General features: G+C 45.1%; 21 protein-coding genes. 16 read left to right on the forward strand and 5 right to left on the reverse strand.

The window, feature by feature from the left end; genetic code table 11:
- Positions 1 to 99 precede the first annotated feature (99 nt).
- Together feoB and BMZ72_RS17345 are read left to right on the forward strand one after the other, a co-directional pair.
- The gene (gene feoB, locus BMZ72_RS17340) at positions 100 to 2,235 is read left to right on the forward strand and encodes a ferrous iron transport protein B (RefSeq protein WP_089810550.1); all 2,136 of its coding nucleotides are present in this window, start codon (positions 100 to 102) and stop codon (positions 2,233 to 2,235) included.
- A gap of 57 nt (positions 2,236 to 2,292) precedes the next feature.
- Positions 2,293 to 3,198, forward strand: coding sequence for a M28 family peptidase (locus BMZ72_RS17345; RefSeq protein WP_089810552.1), 906 nt, complete (start codon positions 2,293 to 2,295; stop codon positions 3,196 to 3,198).
- On the opposite strand, the gene BMZ72_RS17350 is transcribed toward BMZ72_RS17345, so the two are convergent.
- A complete protein-coding gene (locus BMZ72_RS17350) occupies positions 3,138 to 3,812 on the reverse strand; it encodes a hypothetical protein (protein WP_089810553.1) in 675 nt (224 codons plus the stop codon). The two genes, BMZ72_RS17345 and BMZ72_RS17350, sit on opposite strands and share 61 nt — an antisense overlap.
- A 64-nt stretch (positions 3,813 to 3,876) precedes the next feature.
- On the opposite strand from BMZ72_RS17350, the gene paaA reads away from it, so the two are divergent.
- From paaA to nadD, 5 genes are read left to right on the forward strand one after another with little or no spacing between them, the layout of a single operon-like run.
- Complete coding sequence (gene paaA, locus BMZ72_RS17355; RefSeq protein WP_089810555.1) at positions 3,877 to 4,881, forward strand: 1,2-phenylacetyl-CoA epoxidase subunit PaaA; 1,005 nt, start codon at positions 3,877 to 3,879, stop codon at positions 4,879 to 4,881.
- A gap of 55 nt (positions 4,882 to 4,936) precedes the next feature.
- Positions 4,937 to 5,305 carry a 1,2-phenylacetyl-CoA epoxidase subunit B gene (locus BMZ72_RS17360; protein WP_012788462.1) on the forward strand — a complete coding sequence of 123 codons (369 nt, stop codon included), beginning with the start codon at positions 4,937 to 4,939 and terminating at the stop codon, positions 5,303 to 5,305.
- A 14-nt stretch (positions 5,306 to 5,319) separates the two neighbouring features.
- Positions 5,320 to 6,075 carry a 1,2-phenylacetyl-CoA epoxidase subunit PaaC gene (gene paaC, locus BMZ72_RS17365; RefSeq protein WP_089810557.1) on the forward strand — a complete coding sequence of 252 codons (756 nt, stop codon included), beginning with the start codon at positions 5,320 to 5,322 and terminating at the stop codon, positions 6,073 to 6,075.
- A 12-nt stretch (positions 6,076 to 6,087) separates the two neighbouring features.
- Positions 6,088 to 6,579 (forward strand): 1,2-phenylacetyl-CoA epoxidase subunit PaaD, encoded by a 492-nt coding sequence (paaD, locus tag BMZ72_RS17370; protein ID WP_089810559.1) that lies wholly within the window; start codon positions 6,088 to 6,090, stop codon positions 6,577 to 6,579.
- 57 nt (positions 6,580 to 6,636) lie between these two features.
- Entirely contained in the window at positions 6,637 to 7,206 is a 570-nt protein-coding gene (nadD, locus tag BMZ72_RS17375) for a nicotinate (nicotinamide) nucleotide adenylyltransferase (protein ID WP_089810561.1), read from the forward strand.
- Position 7,207: 1 nt separating this feature from the next.
- Here nadD and BMZ72_RS17380 read toward each other — a convergent pair whose 3' ends face one another.
- A complete protein-coding gene (locus BMZ72_RS17380) occupies positions 7,208 to 8,242 on the reverse strand; it encodes an AI-2E family transporter (protein WP_089810563.1) in 1,035 nt (344 codons plus the stop codon).
- A gap of 254 nt (positions 8,243 to 8,496) precedes the next feature.
- Between BMZ72_RS17380 and BMZ72_RS17385 the strand changes: the two genes are divergently transcribed.
- The 3 genes from BMZ72_RS17385 to BMZ72_RS17395 are packed head-to-tail and all read left to right on the forward strand — an operon-like array spanning position 8,497 to position 9,574.
- Positions 8,497 to 8,694, forward strand: a complete 198-nt coding sequence (locus tag BMZ72_RS17385; protein WP_089810565.1) for a YtxH domain-containing protein — start codon at positions 8,497 to 8,499, stop codon at positions 8,692 to 8,694.
- Between the two features lie 27 nt (positions 8,695 to 8,721).
- Positions 8,722 to 9,168, forward strand: a complete 447-nt coding sequence (locus BMZ72_RS17390) for a hypothetical protein (protein ID WP_089810567.1) — start codon at positions 8,722 to 8,724, stop codon at positions 9,166 to 9,168.
- A 34-nt stretch (positions 9,169 to 9,202) separates the two neighbouring features.
- Positions 9,203 to 9,574, forward strand: a complete 372-nt coding sequence (locus BMZ72_RS17395) for a hypothetical protein (RefSeq protein ID WP_089810569.1) — start codon at positions 9,203 to 9,205, stop codon at positions 9,572 to 9,574.
- A 15-nt stretch (positions 9,575 to 9,589) separates the two neighbouring features.
- On the opposite strand, the gene BMZ72_RS17400 is transcribed toward BMZ72_RS17395, so the two are convergent.
- Entirely contained in the window at positions 9,590 to 10,615 is a 1,026-nt protein-coding gene (locus BMZ72_RS17400) for an SPASM domain-containing protein (protein ID WP_089810572.1), read from the reverse strand.
- Positions 10,616 to 10,737: 122 nt separating this feature from the next.
- Between BMZ72_RS17400 and BMZ72_RS17405 the strand changes: the two genes are divergently transcribed.
- Together BMZ72_RS17405 and BMZ72_RS17410 are read left to right on the forward strand one after the other, a co-directional pair.
- Positions 10,738 to 11,505: a glycoside hydrolase family 25 protein gene (locus BMZ72_RS17405; RefSeq protein ID WP_089810574.1), complete on the forward strand. Its 768-nt coding sequence runs from the start codon at positions 10,738 to 10,740 to the stop codon at positions 11,503 to 11,505.
- Positions 11,506 to 11,526: 21 nt separating this feature from the next.
- Positions 11,527 to 11,802: a hypothetical protein gene (locus BMZ72_RS17410; protein WP_089810576.1), complete on the forward strand. Its 276-nt coding sequence runs from the start codon at positions 11,527 to 11,529 to the stop codon at positions 11,800 to 11,802.
- Positions 11,803 to 11,880: 78 nt separating this feature from the next.
- On the opposite strand, the gene BMZ72_RS17415 is transcribed toward BMZ72_RS17410, so the two are convergent.
- On the reverse strand, positions 11,881 to 12,093 hold the full coding sequence (locus BMZ72_RS17415) for a hypothetical protein (protein ID WP_012788473.1): 213 nt from the start codon (positions 12,091 to 12,093) through the stop codon (positions 11,881 to 11,883).
- A gap of 516 nt (positions 12,094 to 12,609) precedes the next feature.
- Here BMZ72_RS17415 and BMZ72_RS17420 point away from each other — a divergent pair.
- Positions 12,610 to 12,795: a hypothetical protein gene (locus BMZ72_RS17420; protein ID WP_089810577.1), complete on the forward strand. Its 186-nt coding sequence runs from the start codon at positions 12,610 to 12,612 to the stop codon at positions 12,793 to 12,795.
- Between the two features lie 125 nt (positions 12,796 to 12,920).
- Here BMZ72_RS17420 and BMZ72_RS17425 read toward each other — a convergent pair whose 3' ends face one another.
- Complete coding sequence (locus BMZ72_RS17425; RefSeq protein WP_089810579.1) at positions 12,921 to 13,343, reverse strand: YybH family protein; 423 nt, start codon at positions 13,341 to 13,343, stop codon at positions 12,921 to 12,923.
- 80 nt (positions 13,344 to 13,423) lie between these two features.
- Here BMZ72_RS17425 and BMZ72_RS17430 point away from each other — a divergent pair, with 80 nt between their 5' ends.
- The 3 genes from BMZ72_RS17430 to BMZ72_RS17440 are packed head-to-tail and all read left to right on the forward strand — an operon-like array spanning position 13,424 to position 16,452.
- Positions 13,424 to 14,614, forward strand: a complete 1,191-nt coding sequence (locus BMZ72_RS17430; RefSeq protein ID WP_089810581.1) for a DegT/DnrJ/EryC1/StrS family aminotransferase — start codon at positions 13,424 to 13,426, stop codon at positions 14,612 to 14,614.
- Positions 14,615 to 14,623: 9 nt separating this feature from the next.
- Positions 14,624 to 15,352, forward strand: coding sequence for a 3-deoxy-manno-octulosonate cytidylyltransferase (kdsB, locus tag BMZ72_RS17435; RefSeq protein ID WP_089810583.1), 729 nt, complete (start codon positions 14,624 to 14,626; stop codon positions 15,350 to 15,352).
- Positions 15,353 to 15,375: 23 nt separating this feature from the next.
- Positions 15,376 to 16,452 carry an iron-containing alcohol dehydrogenase family protein gene (locus BMZ72_RS17440; protein WP_089810585.1) on the forward strand — a complete coding sequence of 359 codons (1,077 nt, stop codon included), beginning with the start codon at positions 15,376 to 15,378 and terminating at the stop codon, positions 16,450 to 16,452.
- Positions 16,453 to 16,515 lie beyond the last annotated feature (63 nt).

Consider the following 16,515-nt stretch of genomic DNA (forward strand, 5'->3'; position numbering starts at 1 on the left):
TTTTTTTTTAACGCATCTTTTTCCCGATCCGATTCCCCGCCTCCTGTATTTAATCATAACTTTGCGTCTTTAAACCGTTTATCAGGATAAGGCTAAGGAATGCAGGCAACAAAAAAAGCTACGATCAATATCGCGTTGGTAGGGAATCCGAATAGTGGGAAAAGTTCGCTCTTTAATGCGCTGACAGGTTTGAACCAGAAAGTCGGCAACTTTCCAGGGGTAACTGTTGATAAAAAGACAGGGGCCGCTACCATTTCGTCCTCTCTCCAGGCCAATATTATCGATCTGCCGGGAACCTACAGCCTGTATCCCAAAAGCGCTGACGAGTTCGTTACCTACGATGTACTCGTCAATCCTGCCACTGATGAACAACCGGATATGATCCTCATCATAGCCGATGCCTCCAACCTGAAACGTAACCTGCTCTTCTGCTCCCAGATCATGGACCTGAAAATTCCGGTGATCATAGGTCTTACCATGATGGATATTACCCGCAAAAAAGGCGTCGAAATAGACGAAGCCGGCCTCGAAAGAGAACTGGGGGTACCTATTGTGAGCATCAACCCCCGTAAAAATAAAGGGGTGACGGAGCTGAAAAAGATGATAGAACTGGTCGCCAGGGAAAAACAATCCGTAGCACCGAGAGATTTCATTGATAGTCAGGCACTAGCACCGGAGGTGATCCAGGAGATCAAAAAATATGTACAGGTGAAAAGTGATTATGCGGCTATGCATATCGCTGTGAACCACCACGAACTGGGATTTCTGAATGGCGGACAAAAACTCGCTATCACCAATATCCTGCAAACACACCAGTTTAATAAAACCAAGGTGCAGGCAGAGGAGATCATGCAGCGTTATGCCAGGATCAAACACATCATGAAGAATACCGTGGTGGAAGCGGATCCCCTGCAGAAACAATTACAATCCGAGAAACTCGATAATATATTACTCCACCGCTTCTGGGGATACATGATCCTGCTGGGGATCATGTTCTTTATGTTCCAGAGCATTTTCTGGCTGGCATCCTTCCCGATGGACTGGATCGAGGCCGGTTTCGGCTGGTTAAGCGGCTGGCTTACCGGTGTATTACCTGCCAATCAGCTGACAGACATCCTGGTGAACGGGGTGATTGCCGGTCTGGGAGGAATCGCCGTATTCGTTCCACAGATCATGATCCTCTTTGCCTTTATCACCGTGCTGGAAGACACTGGTTATATGGCCAGAATCAGTTTCCTGACGGACAGACTGATGCGACAGGTAGGACTGAACGGTAAATCTGTAATGCCCCTGATCAGCGGAGTAGCCTGTGCGGTACCTGCGATCATGGCAACCAGGAACATTGAAAACAGGAAAGAACGCCTGATCACCATCCTCATTACACCGTTAATGAGTTGTTCTGCGCGTCTGCCTATCTATACGGTGATGATTGCCCTGGTGATACCGGACAGACCTGTATTTGGCTTCCTGGGGTTACAGGGACTGGTGATGATGGGATTATACCTGCTGGGTTTTGTGATGGCCCTGTTCATTGCTGCCATATTGAAGTTATTCATCAAGATAAAAGAAAAGAGCTATTTCATCATGGAACTGCCGGTATACCGTGCGCCCCGTTGGGCAAACGTAGGTACCACCATGGTGCAGAAAGCAAAGATCTTCATTACGGATGCCGGTAAGGTGATCATGGTGATCTCTATCGTACTCTGGTTCCTGGCCTCTTTCGGTCCTAAAGACAGGATGGCAAAGGTGACCGCGCATTATGAACAGCTGAAGACCGCTCACCCGGAACAAAGCGAAGCGCTGGATATGGAAATGCAATCTGAAAAGCTGGGTAATTCATACGCAGGCGTACTGGGACACGCGATTGAACCAGTGATCCGCCCGCTGGGTTATGACTGGAAGATAGGTATTGCGCTCATTACTTCTTTTGCAGCACGTGAGGTATTTGTAGGTACAATGGCGACCCTGTACAGTGTGGGCGAATCTCCGGAAGATAATGATGCTACCCTGAGAGAGAAAATGAAAAACGCGACCTGGAAGGATGGAAGTCCGGTATATACATTGGCAAGCGGTGTTTCCCTGATGTTATTCTATGCCTTTGCCATGCAGTGTATGAGTACACTGGCAATCGTAAAGAGAGAAACCAGGTCCTGGAAAATGCCTGCTATACAATTCGTGTACATGACAGCCCTGGCATATATCTCTGCATTGATCGCCTTTCAGCTGTTGAATTAATCGACTGATAAGCGGTACGCACTGAAATAACTTATATTGCAGTATAACAGATCAGGTATGAAAAGATTCATCCAGAGTTTGCTGCTCTTCATGACCGTTGCCGTACAGGCACAAACCCCAATAGATTCTACGCAGCTTGTCAATGATATCAGGACGCTTTCAGCAGATAAATACGAAGGCAGAATGGCGGGTACCAGAGGTAGCCGGCAGGCACAGTTTTACCTCATTTCCCGTTTCCGCGAGATCGGACTGCAGTCTTTTCATAATACATTCGAATACCCGTTTTACTTCCCACAGGGTGAGAAGCAGATCATGGGTACCAACCTGTTTGGGTACATTAAAGGGACATCAGACGCTGCTATTGTGGTGACGGCCCACTATGACCACCTTGGTATCAAACATGATGCGGAAGGAAAAGACAGTATTTTCAATGGTGCAGATGATAATGCTTCCGGTGTTGGCGGTCTGCTGGCATTGATGGCGTATTATAAAAAGCATCCACCCCGTCATACCATGATCTTTGCTGCACTGGATGGAGAGGAAGAAGGATTACAGGGTGCAAAGGCATTTGTGAAGCAACCACCTGTTCCAGCTTCGCAGATTGTGTTGAATATCAATATGGATATGATCGGCCGGAATGATAAGCAGGAATTGTATGTCTGCGGACTGGCCCAGTTCCCGGAACTGAAGCCTTATGTAGATGCGGGAATAGCTGAAGGAAATACGATCAAATTATTGTCAGGGCATGATCATAAAGAAGAAGGCGCCGGCAACTGGCTGAATCAGAGCGACCATTATGAATTTTATAAACTAAAGATCCCATTCCTTTATTTCGGTGTGGAAGATCACCCCGATTATCATCAGCTATCAGATGAATTCTCCGGTATCCAACCTGCCTTTTATTACCAGGCGGTATTGAAAATACTGAGTGTACTGGAATCGGCAGATAAAGGGTTACAATAACGGGTCAGAGCCCCATCCAGTGTCAGGGCGGCGAGGGCTTCTCCTACCAGACCTTTCCATTTCTTCTGTGCAGCAGGGTCTTGCCCGTGATTGGTTTCCCGGTCATAGGCTTCCTGTAATTTATTCATTTCCCGGAACGACTCAATGTATTGATACTGAATGATGCTGTCGAAATCTTCGGCTGTCAGTTCCATTGATTTTATACGCTGTTGAAAGCGGAGGGCGACCAGCCAGGTGATATCGAAGTGCAACTGCTCATGCTCTAATGAATAGTTGTCACGGGCGAATGACTTTACCCAGGAGGAGCCCTTGATAAAGAAGACCTGGAGAGTCAGGTTGATCTGTAAGGTATCTTTCTTATGGAGGCTGCTACCTTCATAGGCGAAGCTGGTATATGAAACAGCTGCACTGGGACCGCGCAGGGGAGGAGTAGCTTTGAAATCAGACCATTGCAGTTTACGGTGTGGCTGATAAAACAGGGTGTCTGAATTAGGGTCTTCCGGTCTGCGGTCAGGCGTAAAGACGATCTTAATGATCGTAACAGGAGTTGTTTCCTTTGGCTGAGCGGCAGGAAACAGCAAAGTACACCATATGAGTTGCAGGAATAAAAACATAGCACCCGTTCAGAATTAAAGGTACATTTTTTCGTAACTTACAATCTACCAAAACAATCGCACTATGTACGGTGGCGGATATATTTATGATGATTCCGGCAGGTCCCGGCAGCAGGAAGAACAGCTGCAGGACGATCCTGTTAAACTGGCCGCGTTCGAAGCGCGTATCGCCGGTGGGGAAAAGATCGAGCCGGGCGACTGGATGCCGGCAGAATATCGCAGACAGCTGATCAGGTTAATTGAGCAGCATGCTCATTCAGAGATAATAGGCGCTTTGCCGGAAGGTACCTGGATCACCCGGGCTCCCGGATTTAAGCGAAAACTGGCGCTGATTGCAAAAGTGCAGGATGAGATCGGACACGGACAATTACTGTATAATGCGGCGGAGACCCTGGGTAAATCGCGCGAGGCCATGATCAATGACCTGCTGAGCGGAAAATCCAAGTACTCCAATGTGTTTAATTATCCGGCCGAAACCTGGGCAGATGTGACCGTGATCGGGTTTCTGATAGATGCGGCAGCCATTGTCAATCAGGTGGCAAATGCAAAAGGCTCTTACGGACCTTACTGCCGTGCGCTGGAAAGGATCTGTTATGAAGAGAGTTTCCACCTGAAACAGGGACATGACGCCTTTATTGAACTGGCAACCGGTACGCCGGCACAGAAAGCCATGTTACAGGATGCGCTGAACCGCTGGTGGCAACCAATTATGCATTTCTTTGGTCCGCCGGATAAAGTATCTGCCCATAGCGAAAAGCTCATGCAGTGGAAGGTGAAAATGGCCAGCAATGACGATATGCGTAACCAGTTCCTGGAGGCCTATGTCCCCAAGATCTGGGAGTTAGGACTGACATTGCCGGATCCATTGCTGAAAAAGAATGCGGATACCGGTAAATGGGAGTTTTCGGATCCGGACTGGGACCTGTTTTTTGAAGTGATCAAAGGCAATGGACCCTGTAATAAGGAAAGACTGAACGTACGAAAGTGGGCAGAAGAACATGGCCGCTGGATCAGGAAAGCGCTCATGCGGGAAGAGGAAAGAGAACGTACGGCATTGCCAGTCGCATAAGTATAGCATAGTAAATCAGATAGTTCCCCGGATTAACAGACAAGTACCACGTTTTATGAATGAATCACTGGATCCACGTGTTAACCGGCTACGGTTAAATAATAGTGACGGCTCCTTCAGTATAGAAGAAGGAGAAAACTGGAATGTATTCGAAGTATTTCACCAGGAAAAAAGAGGTGCGCATCATGAGCATGTCGGTTGTGTACATGCTCCTGACGCAAATCTTGCATTGATCTTTGCCAAAGAACAGTTTGGCCGCAGGAAAAAATGTGTGAACCTATGGGTCGTACGCAGTGCAGATATTCTTGCATTCGACCTGGAAGATGAAGACATGTTTGCCAACAATCCGGATAAAACCTACCGGGATGCCAGCGGATTTAAAGTCATGGAAAAGATCAACAAATTTAAAGCACAGTCAAAATAGCTCCCCATATCCCAATGCAATTAGAACAAGCATTACCCGAACTGCTCATCAAAATAGCAGATGATGAACTGATAATTGGCCATCGCAATTCAGAATGGACCGGGTTAGGACCAGTTATGGAAGAAGATATCGCATTTTCCTCTATGGCACAGGACAAGATCGGTCATGCCTGGGCGCTGTACCGCATACTACAGGAGCATTTTAATGGCAGCGATCCTGATCAGTTTGCATTTATGAGAGAAGCCGCAGATTTCAAATGTTGTCACCTCACAGAAATGCCGATCAGTTCCTACGATTTCAGCCTGATGCGGCACTTTCTGTTTGACCATGCAGAGACCGTACGCTATCAGTCTTTTTCACAAAGCAGCTTTACTCCTTTACAGCAACTGGCCGCCAAGATAAAAGGCGAGTTGAAGTATCATACACTGCATGCAGATGCATGGATCCTGCAACTGTGTACAGCAGGGGCGGAGAGTAGAGGACGGATGCAGCAGGCACTGGATAATTGTTTTCAGTTGGCTGGCGGCATTTTTGAACCAGGAGAAGCGGAAACGTTGCTGATTGATGAGAAGGTGTATCCTGGAGAAGCGGCTTTATATCAACAATGGCTGAACAATATATCACCCGTTATAGAAAAAGCCGGACTTACCATACCTGCTATGACCGCACCGGTTTATGGCGGACGGAAAGGACAGCATACAGAACATCTGCAACAATTATTAAACGAAATGGGAGAAGTATTCCGGTTGGATCCGGAAGCTACCTGGTAGAAAAAAACGGATATGCAAACAATTACCACACTACAGGCTGTTTACAATGCCCTGGACCACGTTATGGACCCTGAGATCCCTGTACTGAGTGTACTCGAGCTGGGTATGATCACCGATGTAAAGGTTGATCTGGAAGGAGTACACGTTAAAATGATCCCTACTTTTTCTGCGTGTCCCGCTATTGATGTTATCAAAGAGAACATCACCAATGCAGTAGAAAGAGAATTGCAGATGCCCGCCTTTGTTACAGTTGACAAGGAAGTTAACTGGAACAGCAACCGGCTGACAGATACTGCGAAAGAGAAGTTACGTAACTATGGTATTGCGCCTCCAGGTAAACATGAAGGCGAGGTTAACCTTGATATGCTGATCAAAGTAAGCTGTCCGCATTGTGGCAGTGAAAACACCTATCTGCGTTCTCCCTTTGGATCTGCGCTTTGCAGAGCGCTGCATTTCTGCAAGGAGTGTGGGATGATGTTTGAACAGTTCAAACCGCTCTCATAAGGATACATATATATATGTCCTTATTATTCACTACTTTCACGCTCAAAAAACCGGGGCATGAAGATAGGCTTGTATTTTGGATCATTTAATCCTGTACATACCGGACACCTGATAATAGCGAATTATATAGCATACAATTCAGACCTTGATAAAGTATGGTTAGTGGTTTCTCCACAAAACCCACTAAAACCGGCTGGATCATTATTGAATGAGCATACCCGTTTTCATCTGGTGGAACTGGCCATTAAGGACGAACCCAAACTAAGAGCAAGTAATATCGAATTTACGCTGCCCAGGCCTTCTTTTACTATAGATACACTGACTTATCTGTCAGAAAAATTTCCCACACAGGAGTTCGTCATTATCATGGGAAGCGATAGCTTCAAGAACATTACCCGGTGGAAAAACTATCAGCACATCATCAAAAATTACCCTATCTGTGTGTATCTGCGTCCCGGCCATGAAGTGACTGAAACGCATGGTGCACAGGTGGAGATATTGAAAGCGCCAATGCTGGATATTTCTTCTACTGATATCCGCAAATGGATACAGGAGGGAAAGCCTATCCGTTATATGGTGCCGGACAATGTAGCAGCTTATATTGCAGAGAATAATTATTATAAATAACTTACTGTTTGATACGCACTTCGCGTTTCTTCGTAAAGAATTCATTTGAGTAGATCTCCAGTAGCAGGATAAACATTGAGATCAGCAAAGGGCCAAAGATCAGTCCTATAAAACCGAAGAGATTCACACCTATCAGTACGCCAAATACAGTGATCAGCGGATGTACATCTCCTATCCGCTTGGCTAATACAAAACGGAAAATATTATCCGAAGTACCCACAACCGCAAAGCCATATACCAGCACACCAATGCCCTGCCAGGTCATACCGGTACCCAGCAGATAAAGTCCCATAGGTACATATACAGCGGCTGCACCAACTACAGGCAGCATGGCGGTAAAACAGGTTACAGCAAACCAGAAAACAGGCTGCGGTACCTGGAATATAAAGTATCCTATCAGGGAGACAACACCCTGAATCAATGCGATGGCAGGGATTCCCACAGCATTGGCAATCACCAGTTTATGGAATTCTGTCCCCAGGCGGAGCACATTCTCATCTTTCAATGGAATATACTCATACAACCATGCTTCCATTTCCCTGGCGTTCACGAGCATGAAGTACAGAATAAAATAGAGTATAGCGATGGCTGTTAGTGTATTAAATGTGGCGCCCAGCAAGGTTGGCAGTACGGACGTAAGGTACCCCTGCAGCCGTTCCAGTTTCACTTGTGATAACACATCAATATTGGTGGAGTGTTTTATACGAAGGTTCAGTTTTTCGATACCCGCGATCATTTCCTGTGAATGGGAGACGGCGTATCCGATCTTATCTGTAAGCATATTGATCAGCATACCAAAGGGTAGCAGGACGATGATAAAGGAGAGAAACATGAGCAGAGCGGCAGCAAGACTCTTTTTCCAGTTCCGTTTTTCTACCAGCCGGAACATGAATTTCCTGCTTAGTATATACATGGTAACAGCGCCGAGAAATCCGGGGAAAAATGTATACAATTCTTTGAACAGTACGTACGTCAGTAGCAGAATTATAAGCAGGAAGCTGACTTGTTTTACACGCTCGTTGTCAATTACACTCATGAGGTTAAAGGTTATCTGTAAGAAGATATAGCTATAGTGCAAAAAGAGTACCGTTCGCGGCAATATTTCTGATAATATAAAACTAAACTATTAATGGCTGTAAAGTGTTTAAACAGTGCAGATTATTGAACATGTATCAGTAATGAATAAATATTATTTAACAGTTATCTAACCGGGATTAGAATTATTGGAATAATGTTTGTTTCCAGTACAGTACGATTGTAAAATCATTGTTCACTTTAAACCTTTATTTTATGGCAAGCAACAGTTCAAAAGCAGTTGTATCATTCATCGTTGGAGCAGCCGTAGGTGTAGCAGTTGGCTATTTCCTGAACTCTGACAAGAAAGATGAATTGGTAGATAAGCTGAAATACCAGGCAGACAAACTGAAAGACAAGTTCAAGAAGCAGAAAGAGCAATACGAGGATGCACTGGAAAATGAGTTAGCATAACCCCTAGCTTGTACAAAAAAATTTTGCATGGAAGATAATTTCAGCAATTACTTCAATCAGACCGGCAAGGTTGCAAAGGAATACCTTGAAACCCGATTGGACCTGATTAAACTTCAGGCAGCAGGAAAGCTATCGAAAGCCTTAGGGCTTTTTTTCTCACTGATACTGGCTTTCCTGCTGTTCTTTTTCGTTATCGTATTCCTGGGCATGGTGCTGGGATTCTGGATTGGTGAAATGACCAACAGTTTTACATTAGGATTTTCCTGCTCTGCGGGCCTGTTTGTAATACTGCTGGGCATCATTTTAGCCTTCCGGAAACCGCTTGTTCAGATTCCTCTCTCCAATATGCTCGTGCGTGAACTGCTGAGTGAAATGGACGTGGAGGAAAAAGAAGAAGAAGAAGATAAGGAAAAGGAAGTCAACGCGGTGAAGAAGTCTGCAGACGAAGAAGAAGAATTATACGAACAACTATAACAATGTTGAGAGCACTCATGATAAACTTTTACACATGCCCAAGGTGAAAGTAACAAGCCAGGACCTGTTACAAAAGGAAATCATCCGCCTGAAAAGACGTTCCAAAGCACTTGAAAATGAATTGGGAAACAGGGTGGATCATCTGAAAGGTAATTATGGAAAAATGGCATTAAACTCCGTTATCCCTGGAAGCGCGAAACATTCGGGCGTACTGGGTATCGTAGGACGTGTCGCAAAAGTTGCCTGGCAGAGCGGCAGTTTTAAATCATTTACGACCAGTGCATTAATGACAGCGCTGGAGTTTGCAGGCGTCCGTTTGGGCATCAACCTGTTTGACAAATTCCGTAAGGGCCGCAGCAAGAAGAAAAAAGCGAAGGCTGCGGCGGAGCGGGAGGAAGAAGATTAAAAGGTTTAAGGTTTGTTACCCCCAAACCTTTGTTCCTTCACTACAGTTAGCGCAGATATCAATATTCGCGCGTCCTTTCTGGATCTGTGTTCTGAATTGAATATACTTATCGTTGTGCCACAACTCTTTCAGGGACTCTTTCTTGAGATCTCCCAGTTTATGCTGTGCATCTTTATCAAAACAGCAGGGTACCACAAGACCATCCCATGTAATTACAGGAGCGTGCCATAAGCGCCAGCAATGGTTACCCATCTTATTTTTAATAGCATAGGTGCCATCTTCATTACGACGATAACGGCTGTATTTATCAATAGTTGGGATCAGCCGGTTACCTTCCTCATAATCGTATACCTGTGCGGTCTTGAACCGTACTTCATCTACACCGATCTCTTTCGCAAGTTGCTTAATATCTTCGATCTGGTGTTCATTTGGTTTCACGACGAGGAACTGGAAGAACACAAAAGGAGTTTTAGACTTCAGTTCTTTTTTCCATTTCACGATATTCTTTGCACCCTGGATCACTTTCTCAAGATTACCACCTACACGATATTGTGTATACACATCCTGTGTTGTACCGTCGATGGAAATGATCAATCTGTCCAGACCACTTTCCACGGTTTTACGGGCATTTTCATCTGTCATGTAGTGCGCGTTGGTAGAAGTAGCGGTATAGATCCCTTTATCGTGTGCATATTTCACCATTTCCAGGAAGCCCGGATTCAGAAAAGGCTCACCCTGAAAATAGAAGATCAGGTATAATAATTCTTTATAGATCTCATCGATGGTCTTCCTGAAAAAGTCCTGTTGCAGCATACCCGTAGGGCGGGTAAAAGCGCGGAGACCACTGGGACACTCCGGGCATCTCAGGTTACAGGATGTTGTCGGTTCAAAAGATACGGATATAGGATAACCCCATTGTACAGGCTTACCGGTCCACTTGCTTACAAAATAACTACTCAGTACCTTACCGGCGTTCCAGGCGCGGCGTGGCGTGAACTTGGAAAGCAGATTGAGGCTATCGTTAAGATTAAATTCTGGCATAACAACATCACTTATTATTGTAAAAATAAGATAACTACGCGGGTTATGTATAATAATAATTATACTTGCTGTGAAATTTGGAAAACCTTCCTATTTAATGCGAAAGTTGAATCAGTTTAAAAGTGTCAAAACTCCGAATTAAGAAGTCCAGGCGTCTGGTTTTCGTCTTTTTATTCCTCCTATGTCTGGCTGCTGGTGGCTGGCTATGGTGGCTGGACAAAGAAGATGCCATCAATTTTGTACGATACGAAGAATTTGGTATTGATATGCCAGTGAATTATTCCATTCATGGAATTGACGTATCGAAGTTCCAGAAGAATATCAATTGGTCTGCCGTAGAACAAATGCAGGTGGACAGAATCCATATTTCGTTTGCATTCATCAAGGCCACTGAGGGAATCACCCGTCAGGACGCCTCGTTTAAAACGAACTGGCAGAAGGCGAAAAAGGCCGGTATTGTCCGGGGAGCCTATCATTTCTTTTATTCTACAAGAGATCCTCTGAAGCAGGTGATCAATTTTCAGAACGTCGTACAGCTGGAGTCAGGCGACTTACCACCTGTGCTTGATATAGAAGTACATAATAACCAGCCTGCTGCTGTGATCCGTTCTACAGCCAGAATCTGGCTGGAGGAAATGGAAAAGGCTTACGGTGTAAAGCCAATCATTTATACGAACATACACTTCTATGAGACATATCTGGGGGAGGAGTTTGATAAATATCCATTATGGCTGGCACATTATTATCAGAAAGAACGACCTTCGACAAAGAGACAGTGGTTATTCTGGCAGCATAGCGATATTGGCAGGGTGAATGGTATCCGTACAACCGTTGACTTTAACGTATTCAGAGGAGATAGCCTGGCATTGCGGAAATTATGTCTTCCTTAATTCATCAAAAAAAGATCAGATATGGAATCACAGGAGCCACAGCAGGACAGGAAAGAACCATTTGATATGAGGATTGTGCAGTATTTCGTGAGAATAATGCGGACGGTATTCATTGGCTTTTTCTGGATGATGGTAAATGTTTTCCTGGGATTATATTTAGGCTTTGCGATTCCTGAGGAATCAACGCCCGGAAGGATGATTTTTTTCTACAGCTGGCTGGTCGTTTCCCTTGCAGGTTATTTGTTTCTGGTAGTGAAGATGTGGAGAAAGAATGGTCACGTCCAGGACAATTACTAAAAAAGAAGTGATCAATCATGAAGATTTACACATCGAACTTCCGCTCATGGTAAAGTCACAATTGATCACCTACTATCCTTACAGCAATGTTGTTTGCTGCAAGTATGCTTGTTGCATACCTTTAATTATACGGGCAACATCTTCCTCAGACTTTCCCGTTTTACGTTCCAGTCTGACATATAGCTCCCTTTCTTTACCCCTTTCAAACACTAAATCTTCGTCTGAAAGTTCTGTAAAACGCTGTTTCAGCAGTTTTTTCAGTACCGACCACTGGTATCCCCGGATGTTCATAGTAGCGTTTTTATAATTGTTATTGAATTTATATGTAGTAGTAATATCCAAGTTGCCAATTTTCGATTCCTGTCCGTGTCAATCTATCAGGGTAACTGTCATGAATTGCTGAGGTATAACTATCATGGCTATCAACACGGGCGGATTATATAATGTTCAAAGTCTATGCCATCCGTTAGTAGTAGAAATGTTAAAAAAAGATACCCCCTTCTACCGCATTTCCTTTGCAGTAGCCATTTTGTACTTAAGTAAGTAGTTTTCCAACTCTCTGTTTAGGCTGCTAAAAATTTGCTAAATCTTACCGGTGTTACGTTTTGCAATCTATTGCACCAAACACGGCTTCTATATCAATGTGGAGTATGCTGCACATCAAAACCAACGGTTTGGGGCGCGTTTTGTGGAATGCATTACTCAGAAGCATAAGGGAATGCCCAATTATCAAGGATTTAAGAGCTGGAACAGACTTTGCAAAGTATAAAGTGTAACCGACAAGCAAAACATTCTAAAACGGAACATATGCTAAGTGAAAAAGAAAAAGACGAAAAGAAGTCTTCAGAGGAGTACAACCAGCCGGAACAGCATCCCGTTGAAGTATTAAAAACAAGTAAAGCAGATAATTCCCGCAATCCGCTACATGGAGATCTCTCCGAAGAACCTGAAAAGGAAAATGCAGTGGTGCGCGATCAAGATAATAAAGACTAAATCGTTACCATAGATTTATTAGATTAACCTTAATATCCAACTGAGGAAAAACGAATTAGTAAAACTTCTTCTTTAATGTTGTGGTGTATAGCAGGCCGTCCCATTCATGGGATGGTTTTCTTTTTTTAGCTACTATGGTCGGCAATGATCTTCCAGTTTCCCTTAATCTTCTTTATTAACAGGGAAAAGTGTCCCTCTAAATCCCCAATTGTCCTTGTCAGGTGCCACTTACCTACTACAAACCAGGTGTCAGTAGACAATGCTTTCATTTCCAGTAAATTAAAGTTCAGCTTGCCCATGGCTGCCGTGTCCGGATAGGAGCGTTTATAATTATCAAGTGTAGCTTGCCACCCATAGGTGGGGCCGCGCTTACCAATAAATATAAGGGAGTCGGATTGCCAGTAGGTACTCATAAAGGTTTCCAGGTCGCCCTGGTTCCAGGAGTTTGTTTGTTTCTGTAATAAGGCTTTGATCGCAGACTGCGGCTGTTGGGCATGGAGGCCGGCAACCGGAGCCGTCAACAGGATAAGGAACAGCAATAAACGCATGGTAATTTTTAGTAAAAGATAAACAGTTTTTGCGAGGACGGGCAATATGATTGTACTACATTTGCAAAAATCAACAACTTATGCCCGGATATGAATTTTTTGGCCCGGAAGAACGCAAGGAAATAAATGATGTATTAGATACAGGCATTTTTATGCGTTACGGCTTTGATGGTCCCCGTAAAGGCATCTGGAAAGCTAAGGAACTTGAACAGGCCATTTCTGAAAAACTGAACGTAAACCATACACACCTGGTCTCCAGCGGTACTGCTGCGCTGACCACTGTAATGGCGGCTCTGGGTATTGGCGCCGGAGATGAAGTGATCATGCCTACTTTCACATTTGTAGCAAGCTTTGAATGTATTTTCTCAGTAGGCGCAACACCAGTACTGGTAGATGTGGATGATACACTGACACTCGATCCGAAGGCGGTAGAAGCGGCTATCACACCGCGTACAAAAGCAGTAATGCCGGTGCATATGTGTGGATCAATGGCTGACCTGGATGCACTGAAGGCGATCTGCGACAAACACAACCTGATATTATTGGAAGATGCCTGCCAGTCATTTGGCGGTACTTATAAAGGAAAAGCACTGGGTACCATCGGTCACGCAGGCGCTTTCTCATTTGACTTCGTAAAAACCATCACCTGTGCAGAAGGTGGGGCTATTGTTACGAACGATAAAGACGTTTACCTGAAATGTGACGCATATGCTGACCATGGTCACGACCACCTGGGCGTAGATCGTGGCGCTGACCTGCATCCATATGTAGGATACAACTACCGCATTTCCGAACTGCATGCTGCGGTTGGTCTGGCGCAGGTACGTAAACTGGATACTTTCCTCAGCATCCAGCGTAAAACAAAGAAAATACTCAAAGATGCACTGGCAACCGTACCAGGTGTAACCTTCCGTCGCTTGCCTGATGCAGAAGGTGACAGCGCTACATTCCTGGCCTTCTTCCTTCCGGAAGAATCACAGGCAAGAGCGGCCGCCGCTGCTATGAAAGCTGCCGGTCTGCCTGCCTTCTACTGGTTTGACAATAACTGGCATTACATCCGTAACTGGGAGCACTTCAAACAGAGCGCTGTACTGTCCCGTTTTGCACCAGGACTGCAACAGGCGATGGAACTGTATAAAGTAAAACAGTTCCCGGTGTCTGACGCGATCATGAGCCGTTGTATCTGTACGCCTGTCAACCTCGGTTGGAGCGAAGAAGAAATTCAGCAACGTGTGGAGAAATTGGTGAACGCAGTAAAGAGCGCTTTATAAGATATCAGCATGAAGAAAGTAGCCTTAATTCCTGCCCGCTATGGCGCTACCCGTTTTCCAGGTAAGCTGATGGCAAAACTGGGAGGCAAATCCGTGATCCTGCGTACCTACGAAAGCACCGTTAACACAGGTGTGTTTGATGAGGTAATGGTGGTTTGCGACAGCGACATTATTTACAATGAAATCGTAAGTAATGGCGGTAAAGCGATCATGAGCAAAAAGGAACACGAATGCGGTACCGATCGTATTGCGGAAGCCATTGAAGATCGTGCGGATGTGGATATCGTGGTGAATGTACAGGGAGATGAACCTTTTACCCAGAAAGAACCGCTGGAGAAATTACTGCAGGTTTTTGAAGGAGAGGAGGGGAAGCACGTGCAGGTAGCTTCGCTGATGCAGGTGCTGAAGGATTGGAAATCTATTGAAGATCCTAACTATGTAAAAGTGGCCGTTGATAAGAAATCCAACGCCCTTTTCTTCTCCCGCTCAGTGATCCCGTATCCCCGTGATAAAAACGTGGCAACCACTTACTACGAACATATCGGCATTTACGCTTTCCGCCGGCAAACACTGATGGATTTTACCAAAATGCCGGTAAGTCCGCTGGAAGCTGCTGAAAAGATCGAATGTCTGCGTTACCTGGAGAATGGCATTTCCATGAAAATGGTGGTGACTGAATACATGGGCGTGGAGATCGATACGCCGGAAGACCTGGTGAAGGCAGAAAAATTACTGTAATACTAAAACATTAAACCACCGAGATGAAATTCAGGAATTTTAAAATGGTTGATTATGTGGTGTTTGGCCGTGGTGCGTTTGACCAGCTTGACGAAATACTGGCTCCCCGCCGTCAGGGCGACGCGCCAATGATCTTTTTCGTAGACCACTTCTTTCAGGGAAATGATGCGTTCGCAAAACGTGTTCCGCTGAGAGGCAAAGATAAAATCGTATACATCGACGTCACCGACGAACCAAAGACCAAATACGTTGACAAGGTAAGAGATGACCTGAAAGCGGAATTTGGTGAAGTAAGCGGTATCATTGGTATCGGCGGCGGTTCCGTAATGGATATGGCCAAAGCCGTAGCTCTGATGATGAAAAACCCGGGTTCTTCTGCTGACTATCAGGGATGGGATCTGGTGAAAGTAGCGGGTGTATACAAAGTAGGTATCCCTACCATCTCCGGTACCGGCGCTGAAGTAAGCCGTACCTGCGTATTGACCGGTCCTACCCGTAAACTGGGTATGAACTCTGACTTTACGCCATTTGACCAGATCGTACTCGATCCGGAATTAATTAAAGGCGTACCGGTAAACCAGCAGTTTTATACTGCGATGGATTGCTATATTCACTGTGTTGAATCGCTGACAGGTACTTATCTGAATGCTTTCAGCCGTTCCTACGGTGAGGAAGCGCTCCGCCTCTGCCAGGAGATCTTCCTGCAGAAAGAGCAGTGGGATGATGATGCAGATGAGAAACTGATGATGGCTTCCTATGCCGGTGGTATGAGTATCGCTTATTCCCAGGTAGGGGTGGCACATGCGGTGAGCTATGGTCTGGCATACCTGCTGGGTACCAAACACGGTATCGGTAACTGTATCGTATTTGACAAGCTGGAAGAATTCTATCCGGAAGGCGTAAAAGAATTCAAGGAAATGGTGAAAAAACATAACATCGACATTCCGCAGGGGATCACCAAAGGATTGACCGATGAGCAGTTTAACATCATGATCGACGTGTCCCTGGGTATGGCCCCACTGTGGGAAAATGCACTGGGTAAAGACTGGAAAGAGCAGATGACCCGTGAGCGTTTGCGTGCACTGTATGAGCAGCTGTAATATTGATCAGTAATGTCTTTTAATAGAAAAAGCCGTACATCTCAGGTGTACGGCTTTCTTTTT

This window comes from Chitinophaga sp. YR627, assembly GCF_900114995.1.
Classification (GTDB): Bacteria; Bacteroidota; Bacteroidia; order Chitinophagales; family Chitinophagaceae; genus Chitinophaga.